Origin of the sequence: Paenibacillus sp. ATY16 (assembly GCF_003399985.2) — a bacterium.
GTDB classification, from domain to species: domain Bacteria; phylum Bacillota; class Bacilli; order Paenibacillales; family Paenibacillaceae; genus Pristimantibacillus; species Pristimantibacillus glycanilyticus.
This window is the reverse complement of sequence record NZ_NMOK02000043.1, coordinates 22680-34567: the sequence shown is the minus strand read 5'-3', so window position 1 is coordinate 34567 and position 11888 is coordinate 22680. Positions and strand designations below refer to the sequence as shown.

The following is an 11888-nucleotide window of genomic DNA, read 5'->3' as shown; positions in this document are numbered from 1 at the left end:
CGCTTGGCTACAAATCCCCAGTTTCATTCGAAAAACTGTACTACCAGCAGCTCCAAGTTTCATAAATAAGTGTCTACTTAATTGACAGAAGACCATTCACTCCCCCTTTTACTGGAGCAAATCCATCGTAGCTCTCTCTAGTCGCACATTCAACCTGATTTCACTGGAGTAGATCCAACGTACGGTAAAAAGATATGCCCTCACTCAGAAGTGAAGGTCAGTGGCGTTCACTCGCATCGGTCGTTTCATCTTATTTAATTTTGATATCAATGTCCCCGTGAATCCGGGTCGGGTAATCCTGAATGAATAGCGTAAGCGGGCTTTGGTATTTCTCCTTCGGAATGTAATACTCGTACTCAGTATCTGAACCATTGCCGGAGGAACCCGTCATATGGGACTCGAAGGATTTTCCCGATGCATCCTTATACTTACTTTCAAACAGACTGTACATTCGGTCCTGATCAAGCGGGTTGTCGTTTTTCAGCTCAAAAATAAGAATACCTTGGCCGTCATCTGCACTGTTGCCAATGTCTTTCAATGTGAGCTGACTATCCGGCCGGGTAGTCAGTTTCTTCTGCTCCAAGTCAACATTTACCTCGCGCTTAGCCTTATCCAGGGCCCGGATACTGCTTGCACGCAAATAGAGATGTTTGGGCTTCTTGAAATAGTTGCTTTGGAAGTAAAGCACTTGCCTGTTCTCGTCCAAGGTGGACCCGGATACGCCATTCATTATTGAACCGAACTCCTCACCTCTTTCATCTACAAGCCGGAGATCATCAAAGTAAAACAGCTTCTTCGTATTAGCCGGATCATAATTTACTTCAACCCCGATTCTTGTCGGGTAGACTGTCATCGTCCCGAAGGTGATCCTCTGACCTTCAACCGTGACAGTCTGGTTCAAATCATAGGTCTCCTTTAGCCCCTCGAACTTCGCTTTATCTACCGGAATAGAAAAATGCCACACCGTGTCCGTTGTTGCAGCTTCGCTAACTTTATTGAACTTCATCTCAAGCTCCAAAGTATCAGGTAAACGAGTTCCGTCTTCTGGCTGAAATTCTATCGTTTCTTGCCTGATCTGCCAATCTTCTTCAAATGCAGCGGAACCGTACGAACTAGACATATTCTTAACATTAGTTAACCTAACTCCTTGAAAATGTACGACACTCTTCTGCCCATCCACGTTCTCCAGCGTATAGAACACAATGATTCTCGATTCGTCGGCGATAATGCCGTCAATCGTCATTTTAATTCCGTCCTGCTTTTCCGAGAGGGCCACTGGCTGCATAAAATCATTGTCTATTGCCAGCTCAAGGCCTTTATCATAATGAATGAGCTCGACCAGCGGCTTGAGGCCCGGTATCTCCCCCACATACGCGGCTACTTCAGGAGAGAAGCGGACGGAAGCGACCGATACGACAAGCAAGAGACAAGCGGTATAAGCAGCCATTCTGGAAAATACCCTTCGCCTTCTGCGCTGCCGACCGGCCTTTATGCCGCTCCATATTGTCGCGTCAATCCCGAACGGGATAGGAATGTCCTCCATATAGTCCTTCATCGCTTCCAGCTCAGGAAGCTCGCGCGCTTGTTCATCCCGATACTCATTCATTCGGCTCCCCCTCCTTCCCCAACCGCTGCCGCAACCCGCCTAGCGCTTTATGCAGCCAGGTTTTTATCGTGCCTTCGGGCTTCTGCAGCGTTCTTGCAATCTCCGTAATGGTCAGATCGTGATAATACTTCAACTGAATCACTTTCTGATAGTTCGCATCCAGCTGCTCCACCGCCGACTCGAGCATAACCCGCTCCAGAAGGGCCGACTCACCGCTGGTTGCATGCGGATCAATCGCAGCGGCAGCGGCTTGCTGTCCGTCCGCTCTTCGTGCCTTCCGCTTCGCTTCGTCCGCGCAATAATTCATCAGAATCCGGATTAGCCAGCTGCCGAAAAACTCCGGCTCCTTCAGCTTGCGAATCCGCATATACGCGCGGCAGGTCGCTTCCTGCACGGCTTCTAAGGCATCGGCTTCGTTTTTCAAATACGAATAAGCAATCCGGTACATCTTCTCTTTGTGCTGCGTTATGAGACTATAAAAGGCAGCATCGTCGCCACGTTTCGCTGCGGCCACCAGTAATTCGTTTCCCACACGCTTCCTCCCCTGCCATTATGCATCTATTTATTAGACTCCCGGGAGGAGCAAGCGGTTTTGCCCAAAATAAAATAAGCAGACGAATTCGCCTGCTTAATCAACCAGCTTCATAAAAGACTGTACGTGCTTTTTTAATTGCCCAAGCTCGTCACTTGACAATTGGTCTCCCCGGAAGTTCTCGGCGTCTTCGTCGGGAATCAGAATCGTTGACGGCTCATGAAGCTCTTCCGTTCGACGAAATCCATCCTTCGTATCCAGTACGTTCGACTTATAACCTTGTTCATGGGTTACGACGGTTTTGATGTACTTGCCTCCCGTATCCCCACCTCCCATACTTAGGACGCTTGCCGCACCTAAAAGTTTCCAAATAAAACAAAAAAGCAGACGGTATCCGCCTGCTGCACTCATAAAGCCTTCTCGTAACATTCCACCTCTATGCCGATGTTGGCCATTTTGGTCGCATAATATTGAAAGCCCAAGGAGCTCCAAAAACGTTTGGCGGGTTCGTTCTCCGGAATAACGCCGATTCGTACGGATTGCTTCCCTTCCTGTCTGAGTCTCTGCGCAAAGGCAGCGTAAGCCGCTTTACCGTAGCCCTTCCCTTTCAGCTCTTCGTGTATCATAAGCAGACCGAGCCATGGATAGCCGTCTTTCGGGTTCCGGTCCAAATACTGCAGCAGACCGATAGCACGTCCGTCCAGCCGAATCAGCAGACTGTGCTGGTGCGGGGAAAGCTCCTCGAGGAGTTCTTGGCGGGTGCGTTCCCGACGGCCGTTCTCCATTAGATTGTAAGCGGCATTCGAGTTCACAATGTCCTGAATGATATCGAGATCAGCCGGTTCTACGGGGACGAATTGAATGTTGAGAGACATCATTCAAACACTCTCCAAACCTTTGATATACCAGGCGTCGCACGCGAAATGCTCCGATCCGGCAAGCGGCGCAGCCAGCGACTCGAAGCCATGCTTGGCGTAGAAGCGGTTAGCGGCATGCATGTTTTGCAGCGTTTCGAGATAGCACTGTTTATAATGAAGCCGGGCGAAAGCTATCGCCGTATCGAGCAGCTTTGCCGCCACCCCCGTTCCGCGCACCGCCGGGAAAAGATACATTTTCTGCAGCTCGCATACTTCTTTCGAGTCGGCAAACGGCGCGATTCCGCAGCCGCCAACAACCTCGCCATCCTGCTCGATAACCCAATAGGCCCGGCCATCGCGATTATAATAGTCGGACAGATGGCTCAGGCTATCGTCAGCCCAGGCCAGCCCTTCCCGATTGCCTCCAAATTCGATCAGGCATTCTCTGATTACGCGTTCAATAGCTGCGTTGTCTTTCTCCTCAAGCTCTCTGATAATCATGATGACAACCTCCGTTTCCGTACCCTATTATAATCCGAAAACAGGATAGAAAAAACCGCGCAATAGAGGCTCCCCTCCATTACGCGGTTCTTCTTGTCGGCCAAAATATTATTTGTTTACAATCGCGTTAAGCTGTGCACGGCCTGCGATGATTTCTTCCTCGTACCGTTTTTGCATCGGTTCAAGGATCGAAGGCTCGCCGCCAAGAGCAACGATTTGCGCGCTCGCATCGTTCATGACTGTTTTGTACTGAGCTGTGCAGGCGCTGAATGCGGCTGTACCGGTTTTGTACAATTCCGTCTTCTCATGCGTAGACGTTAACGTCGTGAACTCCACGGCGATGTCCGTCAGGCCGGCCTGGCACTGGTTGCGCAGCTGGAACAGCTTCGCCGAAGTGTCATTGTACACCTGTTGGATTTTTTTCTCGTTGTTGCCATTATTGCCGTTGTTGCCGTTGCCATTACCGTTGTTGCCGTTATTGCCATGGTTACCATTGTTGCCTTGGTTACCATTGTTGCCGTTGTTGCCATTGCCATTACCGTTATTGCCGTTATTGCCGTTGTTGCCATGATTACCGTTGTTGCCTTGGTTACCATTGTTGCCGTTGTTGCCATTGCCATTACCGTTATTGCCGTTGTTGCCATTGCCATTGCCGTTGTTGCCTTTGCCATTACCGTTGTTGCCTTTGTCGTTCTGAACGCTCTCAACAACCTTTTGCACTTCTTGCGCAAAGTTCTGAATCACCTTCTGAATGAACGTATTGGCAAGCGGCTGGAACGTCGATTGCGAGAAAAAGCTCGACAATGACGATCCTGTTGTAACGGCAGCTGTTGTTTTGGATGCGGCTGCTGCGCTCGACGCGTTAACGATAAGCGCCGGCACAAGCAATGCCGTAGCAGCCAGCGTTATCAGTGCCCGGAATTTCTTTTTCATACCTTCCTCCTCCTGCATTTCCTGCAATTTCGTTTTATAAGGTAAATCCGCACTTCACATCCGCCCGGCCGAAGCGGACCTTCTTTCAAGTGCTCACCCCCTTTCGAGATCAGGATTTGCAGTCACTTCCCTCTTACAAATTCACGGATTTGCGTTCCGCTTCAAGGCGATTCACCGGACGGCGTCCTACCGAGTAGTAGACAAAACCGTGCTGCTCCATGACCTTCGGATCAAAGCTGTTTCGTCCGTCAATCATAATTGGCTGCTTCATCCGGTCGCGAACCTTTGCCAGATCCATCGTCAGCACTTCATTCCATTCGGTCAAAATCACGCAGGCATCGCAGCCTGCTGCCGCAAGCTCCGCCGACTCCAGATAAGCGACCTCCGCTGGCAGCTGTTTTTTAGCCGCTTCGGCTGCAATCGGATCAAACGCGCGAACAACCGCGCCTTGCTTCAGCAGCTCCGGAATAATGCTTAAGGACGGCGCTTCGCGCATGTCGTCCGTGTTAGGCTTGAATGCCAGGCCTAGCACGGCAATCTGCTTGCCCGCAAGTCCGCCAAGCGTCTCGCGAAGCTTGTCCATGACGACAAAGCGCTGGCGATGGTTGGTTTTGATTACCGACTTCAGCAGTTCGAAGTCATACCCCGACTTGTCCGCGATATGCGCTAACGCGTAAGTATCTTTCGGGAAGCAGGAGCCGCCGTAGCCGATGCCGGCCTGGAGGAATTTTTCGCCGATCCGGCTGTCCATGCCCATGCCTTTGGCTACGTCTTCCACGTCGGCGCCGACTTTCTCGCAGATGTTGGCGATTGCGTTGATGAACGAGATTTTCGTTGCGAGGAACGTGTTCGCCGCGTATTTGATCATCTCCGCGCTTTCCAGATCCGTCTTGAAGATCCGCGTGTTAAACGGCGCATGCAGCTGCGCGATCTGCTCCGCCGCCTCCGCGTTGTCCGAGCCGATAATGGCACGGTCCATGTTCATGCAGTCCGACAGCGCCGTGCCTTCACGGAGGAACTCCGGATTGGACACGACGTCAAAGCTTGTCCAAGGGTATTTCTTGTTCGCCTGAACAACCTCGCGCACGAGCTCGCCCGTGCCAACGGGCACGGTGCTTTTGTTCACGATGATTTTGTGACCGTTCAGATGCTCGCCGATTTTCTTCGCTGCCGACATGACGTAACGCATATCCGCTTCGCCCGTCTCCGACATCGGCGTGCCAACCGCGATATAGACGATGTCCGAAGCCTCGATCGCTTCGCCTACTTCGGTTGTGAAGAGCAGGCGGCCTTCGCTTTTGTTGCGAAGCGCCATTTCTTCGAGACCCGGCTCATAGATCGGAATGACACCGCTATTGAGCAGGTCGATTTTGCGCTGATCCACGTCGCAGCAGATGACCCGGTTGCCTACCTCGGCAAAGCAAGTACCCGAAACAAGACCGACATAACCCGTACCGATTACCGTAATTTTCCGCATGTTAGTTCGCCGCCTTCGTAATAAAATGCTTCTCGTATACTTGCTGCAGGTAGCCCAGCACATCCTTCTGCAGATCATCGCGCTGAAGCGCGAAGTCCAGCTGTGCCTTAATAAAGCCAAACTTGTCGCCTACGTCGTAACGGACGCCGTCAAAATTGTAAGCCAGCACGTTGCGCTGGTCATTCAACTTCTTGATCGCGTCGGTCAGCTGAATTTCGTCGCCCGCGCCCGGGGATTGATGCTCGAGAATATCGAAGATCTCCGGCGTCAAGATGTAACGGCCCATAATGGCATAGTTGGAAGGAGCGGCTTTCTTCGAAGGCTTCTCCACTAGTCCGTCCAGGAAAAAGACCGACGGCTCGATTGACGATCCGCGAGGCGCGATAATGCCGTATTTGGATACATCTTCATCCGCTACGCGCTGCACGCCAACCACCGAAGACTGATAGCGGTCATGGACGCGGATCAGCTGGCTGAGGCAAGGCTCCTCGGACTGTACGATATCGTCGCCAAGCAGGACGGCAAACGGCTCGTTGCCCACAAAGCTGCGTGCGCACCAGATCGCGTGGCCAAGGCCTTTTGGCTCTTTTTGACGGATGTAGTGAATGTTCGCCATCTCGGAGATGCCGCGGATTTGCTCAAGCTCCTTCGTCTTGCCCTTCTTGGCAAGCATGTCCTCCAGCTCGAACGTTTTGTCGAAATGATCCTCGATCGCCCGCTTGCCGCGGCCGCTGATGATCAGAATGTCTTCGATGCCGGAAGCAATTGCTTCTTCAATGATGTATTGGATAGTCGGCTTGTCCACGATTGGCAGCATTTCCTTCGGCTGAGCTTTTGTTGCAGGCAGGAATCTTGTGCCGAGACCGGCAGCTGGAATTATCGCTTTACGCACTTTCATGGGACATCCTCCTCGATTTCATCTGAATGGTTTGTTTGATGCAGGTAATGACGCGGTCTTGCTCATCCCACGTGAGACTGGAGCCCGACGGCAGGCAGATGCCTTGCTCGAACAGCGTGTCGGACACGCTGCTTCCCGGCTCATGCGGGAAATACGGGTAATATTGCAAAAGCGGCTGGCGGTGCATCGGCTTCCATACCGGGCGCGCTTCGATATTCGCTTCGGTGAGCCGTTCCAGAAGATCGGCCGGCGTGCAGCCCGTAGTGATGGGATCGATCGTCATTGTCGTCAGCCAGCGGGTAGCATAGCCATATTCCGCTTCCGGCATCATGTTGATGCCTTCGATGTCGGCGAAAGCCCGCTTGTACCGGTCGAACACCGCTCGTCTAGCGGCTACCCGGTCATCGAGCAGCTCCAGCTGTCCGCGGCCGATACCCGCGAGCACGTTGCTCAGACGGTAGTTGTAGCCAAGCTCAGCATGCTCGTAATGCGGCTGCGGCTCGCGGGCTTGCGTCGCCCAGAAGCGCGCCTTCGACAGGGCCGCGGTATCGTCGGAGACCAGCATGCCGCCGCCGGAGGTGGTGATGATTTTGTTGCCGTTAAAGGAGTAAATCCCGAATTTGCCATGAGTACCGCTGGATTTGCCTTTGTACGTGGTGCCCAAGGATTCGGCTGCGTCTTCAATGACCGGCACGCGGTACTTGGCGCAGATCTCGTTAATGGCATCCATGTCGGCGTTCTGCCCGTACAAGTGGACAACGATAACCGCTCTAGGCAGCTGCTTGTTGCGATGCGCTTCCTCGAAGGCACGCTCGAGCGCCTGCGGCGACATCGTCCAGGTCTCGGCGTCGCAGTCGATGAAGACCGGCACGCCGCCTTCGTACAATACCGGATTCACGCTTGCGATAAACGTAAGCGAGGAGACGAAAACGCGGTCGCCGCGTCCAACTCCCAGCAGCTTAAGCGCCATATGGATGGCCGCGGTGCCGGAGGACAGCGCAACTGCCCCCTTCGCTCCCACCTTCTCGGCCAGCTCGCGCTCGAACTGGTCGACATTGGGACCAAGCGGCGCGATCCAGTTCGTGCGGAAGGCTAGGTCTACGTATTCGCGCTCCCGCGTTCCCAAATGCGGCGGGGATAAATAGATTCGACTGTTGTTCACGTCGCGATCAGCTCCTCTTTGTGCTGCCCGCCTCTGTCAGGGCGGGCTATATGGTGCGCGCGGCTCGCGTTTGCAACGCTGCGCGCTTGGTTTTGGTTTGCTGCGCCGCCAGCGGCGAGGGCGGTAAGCTCCAGAAGGGGCTGACCGGGCCTGGCGCTGAGCGCTTGATGGTAGTGAAAGGCGTATTCCAGCCTTTCGGCAGCCAAATTCCCCCGCAGCGATACACGAAAGGCTGTGTTCGACCTTTCAGCGGAACCACTGCGGAAGCCAACCTTGTAAGGCGGGTTTCCGCCTTACACTGTCTTACTGTTGCTTCCTTACAGCGCTTTCTCCACGCTGAGGCGTGGCTGCACGACCCGTGCCGGGACGCCCACGGCGGTCTTGCCGCCGGGGATATCCCGGACCGCGACGCCGCCCGCGCCAAGCACGGACCAGCTGCCGACGCGGATGCGCGGGATGAGCACCGCGCCGCTGCCGATATGCGCGCCTTCCTCGGCGGAGGCGGCGCCGGCCATAGTCGCGTTCGGCGATACATGCGCGAACGGGCCGACCAGCGCGTCATGCTCGACGACCGCGCCGGAATTGATGATCGCGTGCGCGCCAACGACGGCGCCCGGGCCAATAACCGCGCCGGGCATCACCACGGCGCCAAGCCCGATTCGCGCATCCTCCGCGACAACCGCCGCGGGATGCACGAGCACTGCGTATGAGGACTCAGGCAGAGAAAGCATCTCCACGATGGCTCGTCTCGTCCGATTGTCGCCGATGCCGATTACCACGTGCATGCCCGGCTCATCCGCGAGAAAATGCTTCAGCGTCGCGATTGGACCATACGGCAGGCCGCCCCGCAGCTCGACGCCGGAGAAGCGGTCGTCAAGGACTGCCGCCAATCGGTAAGTCTTCGATACGCGGGCGATATCCATCAGCACCCGGCCATGTCCACCCATACCCACAACGATGAGAGGGCGTCTTGCAGGCTCCTCCATTACCCGGTATTGCTCCGTATGACCGCTAATCATGATGCATTCCCCATTTCTCTGCTTCCCGTAAATTTTTGAACGGTGGCCTGACCCGCGCTCGAAATTCCGTCACGCTTCAGCACCTTTCCCACAGTCCGTACCAATATGCGAAAATCAAACCAGATGCTCCGCCGCTCCACGTAAACGAGATCAAGCTTGAACTTGTCCTCCCAGGAGACGGCATTGCGTCCGTTCACCTGCGCCCAGCCCGTAATGCCCGGACGCACATCGTGACGATGCGCCTGCTCTTCGGTATAAAGCGGGAGATATTCCATCAACAGAGGCCGGGGCCCCACCAGACTCATATCCCCGCGAATCACGTTAAATAATTGCGGAAGCTCGTCCAGACTCAGCTTGCGAAGCAGCTTGCCGAAGGACGTCAGCCGCGCTTCGTCCGGCAGCGGCTGACCAAACCGGTCGTACGCATCCCGCATCGTGCGGAACTTCAGCACATAGAACGGATTGCCGTACCTGCCCGGACGCTGCTGCTTGAACAATACCGGCGAACCCAGCTTCAGCTTCACCAGCAGCGCAACGATCAGCATCACCGGCGACAGCAGAAGCGCAGCCGGTACGCTGGCGACCAGATCGAACAGCCGCTTGCCAAAGGCATTCAGCCTGGCTCCAAGTCCGCGTCTCCGATCCACTTGAGCCTTCGTACTGCGATACAGCCGCATCAGACGTTCGACAACCCGTGCTTCCGTAAACGCTGCCTCAATCCGGCGGCGTCCCGCATCGCCCATCCGCTTCCTTGCTTCCGGCGTGTTCATCATCGCCGCAAGCGCTTCGCCCAGCTGCATCGAATCCCGGTAAGGGACGAGCAATCCGGTCTCGGCATGTGCAACCAGCTCTCGCGTGCCCAGCACTTTCGTGGCAACAACCGGCTTGCTGAGCGCCATCGCCTCCATCAAGGAGCGCGGGATGCCTTCTTTTTCCGAGGTCAGCGTTACGGCATCGGCCATGACCAGCCAAGGAATAATGGAGGACTGCTGTCCGACGAACAGCACATCATCCTCTAGGCCGCTCATTTCCGCCTGAAGCTTAATCTCCGCCTCCAGCGGACCTTGTCCGGCCAATACCGTTACCCAATTCAGCGCACCAACCCGTTTGAGCTCCGATAAAGCGTCTAGCAGCAGGCTATGATCCTTGACCGGTTCAAAACGCGCCGCCATAAACAGCACCTTTTCCTCCCGATCGATGCCATGCTTCCTGCGAAGCGCCGCCGTCTGCTCCGGCGTTACTGCGCCGGCCAGATCGTCCAAATGCTTAAGGTCTACGCCGTTGCCTTCCACAAACACCGGCCGCCAAGGCGCCAGCTTGCGAAGCACGCCGGCATCCTCCTCGTTCTGCGACGCTATCGCATCGCTGCATAACGCGCCGAACTTCTCCAGCATTTTGTATAACCAATACGTCTTCTTCGGCTGCCCTTCATAGAACGGCAGCCCGTGGCTCGTATGAATAACCACCGGAACCCTTGCCAGCTTCGCCGCAATCCGTCCGATGAGTCCGGCCTTGGCCGTGTGGGTATGCACAATGTCATACCGCTCCCGGCGGAACAGCTTGTACATCGCAAGGATCGAACGCAGGTCGGCAACCGGTTGAATGGAGCGCGCCATCGGCAGCAGCTTCCATTCGAACGGGTAGGCTTTTTCCTTCATCAGCTCCGCATCTACACCCTCTGGAGAGGAGATGAAGGTTACCTCTACGCCTTCCTGCTGCTGAAGCAGCCGAAGCTTGTCGCCCATAATTTTGTGGCTGATGCCGGAGGTGCAGATATGGGCTATTTTTCGATTCATTGTCCCGCCGCCTTTACCGCCGTCTGCAGATCTGCTTGGGCGCCGTAGTACGACTTGTACCACTCGGCAAAACGTCCGATGCCTTCCTCAATCGTTGTCTCCGGACGGAAATCCACATCCGCCATCAATCCGTCGATGTCCGCGTAAGTTGCGGTTACGTCGCCCGGCTGCATCGGCTTGAACTCCATAACCGCTTTGCGCCCCAGCTTATCCTCGATCGTGTTGATGAACGCCATCAGCTCAACCGGCTTGTTGTTGCCGATGTTGTACACCTTGTAAGGCGCATAGCTCGTGCCCGGATCCGGATCGACGCGATCCCACTCCGCGTTTGGCTGCGGCGCGCGGTCGAGCAGACGGTAAATGCCTTCCACGATGTCGTCGATATACGTGAAATCGCGTTGCATTTTGCCTTCGTTAAACACCTGAATCGGCTGTCCGGCCATAATTTTCTGCGTAAAGCTGAAGTACGCCATATCCGGGCGGCCCCATGGGCCGTATACGGTGAAGAACCGGAGTCCCGTCGTAGGCAGGTTATATAAATGGCTGTAGGCATGCGCCATCAGCTCGTTGGATTTCTTCGTTGCCGCATACAAGCTGACCGGATGGTCGACATTGTCGCTGACTGAAAACGGCATGCTGACGTTGGCGCCATACACGGAGCTGGAGGAAGCGTAGACCAGATGCTTGATGCCCGCCTGGCGCGAAGCCTCCAGCACATGGCCGAAGCCCTGCAGGTTCGTTTCCAGATAAGCAAAAGGATTCGTGAGGCTGTAACGCACGCCCGCCTGAGCCGCCAAATGGACGATCGTCGTAACGCCTTCCTCCCGGATTAACGCCAGCAGACCTTCGTAATCCGCCAAATCCTGCTCGGCTCCCTTGAAGGACGGCGAAGCGACCAGCTGCGACCAGCGGTCCCGCTTCAGCTGCACATCGTAATAGTCGTTGAAATTGTCCAGCCCTACGACGCGTTTGCCTTCCTTCAGCAATCTCGCGCTCAAATGGAAGCCGATAAATCCGGCAGCTCCCGTCACCAAAATCGTCATATAGCCCCCACCCTTTCTCTGCTCTCGCTTGTGCTTGTGTTTGCACTTGTGTTTGCACTTGTGT

The 11888-nt window shown here is 55.0% G+C and carries 12 protein-coding genes and 1 pseudogene; all 13 read right to left on the bottom strand.

Features of this window, described 5'->3' with window-relative positions:
- Positions 1–250: 250 nt before the first annotated feature.
- Positions 251–1606, bottom strand: coding sequence for a DUF4179 domain-containing protein (locus tag CFI03_RS24060; protein ID WP_248760437.1), 1356 nt, complete (start codon positions 1604–1606; stop codon positions 251–253).
- Positions 1599–2138 (bottom strand): sigma-70 family RNA polymerase sigma factor, encoded by a 540-nt coding sequence (locus CFI03_RS24055; RefSeq protein WP_248760435.1) that lies wholly within the window; start codon positions 2136–2138, stop codon positions 1599–1601. The genes CFI03_RS24060 and CFI03_RS24055 overlap by 8 nt, the downstream gene beginning before the upstream one ends.
- A gap of 96 nt (positions 2139–2234) precedes the next feature.
- Positions 2235–2549 carry a hypothetical protein gene (locus tag CFI03_RS24050; RefSeq protein WP_248760433.1) on the bottom strand — a complete coding sequence of 105 codons (315 nt, stop codon included), beginning with the start codon at positions 2547–2549 and terminating at the stop codon, positions 2235–2237.
- Positions 2546–3016 (bottom strand): GNAT family N-acetyltransferase, encoded by a 471-nt coding sequence (locus CFI03_RS24045; protein WP_248760423.1) that lies wholly within the window; start codon positions 3014–3016, stop codon positions 2546–2548. The genes CFI03_RS24050 and CFI03_RS24045 overlap by 4 nt, the downstream gene beginning before the upstream one ends.
- Positions 3017–3496, bottom strand: a complete 480-nt coding sequence (locus CFI03_RS24040) for a GNAT family N-acetyltransferase (RefSeq protein WP_248760421.1) — start codon at positions 3494–3496, stop codon at positions 3017–3019.
- Positions 3497–3604: 108 nt separating this feature from the next.
- Positions 3605–4429, bottom strand: a complete 825-nt coding sequence (locus tag CFI03_RS24035) for a hypothetical protein (RefSeq protein ID WP_248760419.1) — start codon at positions 4427–4429, stop codon at positions 3605–3607.
- A 133-nt stretch (positions 4430–4562) separates the two neighbouring features.
- Positions 4563–5906, bottom strand: a complete 1344-nt coding sequence (gene tuaD / locus CFI03_RS24030) for a UDP-glucose 6-dehydrogenase TuaD (protein ID WP_248760417.1) — start codon at positions 5904–5906, stop codon at positions 4563–4565.
- Between the two features lies 1 nt (position 5907).
- Positions 5908–6804: a UTP--glucose-1-phosphate uridylyltransferase GalU gene (galU, locus tag CFI03_RS24025; protein ID WP_248760415.1), complete on the bottom strand. Its 897-nt coding sequence runs from the start codon at positions 6802–6804 to the stop codon at positions 5908–5910.
- Positions 6791–7966 (bottom strand): DegT/DnrJ/EryC1/StrS family aminotransferase, encoded by a 1176-nt coding sequence (locus CFI03_RS24020; protein WP_248760413.1) that lies wholly within the window; start codon positions 7964–7966, stop codon positions 6791–6793. The genes galU and CFI03_RS24020 overlap by 14 nt, the downstream gene beginning before the upstream one ends.
- A 317-nt stretch (positions 7967–8283) precedes the next feature.
- On the bottom strand, positions 8284–8952 hold the full coding sequence (locus tag CFI03_RS24015; protein WP_127499319.1) for an acetyltransferase: 669 nt from the start codon (positions 8950–8952) through the stop codon (positions 8284–8286).
- Between the two features lie 29 nt (positions 8953–8981).
- On the bottom strand, positions 8982–9602 hold the full coding sequence (locus tag CFI03_RS24010) for a sugar transferase (protein WP_283094673.1): 621 nt from the start codon (positions 9600–9602) through the stop codon (positions 8982–8984).
- 114 nt (positions 9603–9716) lie between these two features.
- Positions 9717–10730, bottom strand: a pseudogene (locus tag CFI03_RS24005) (glycosyltransferase family 4 protein); the annotation flags it as partial.
- A gap of 47 nt (positions 10731–10777) precedes the next feature.
- Positions 10778–11824, bottom strand: a complete 1047-nt coding sequence (locus CFI03_RS24000) for an NAD-dependent epimerase (RefSeq protein WP_201007455.1) — start codon at positions 11822–11824, stop codon at positions 10778–10780.
- Positions 11825–11888: the final 64 nt, after the last annotated feature.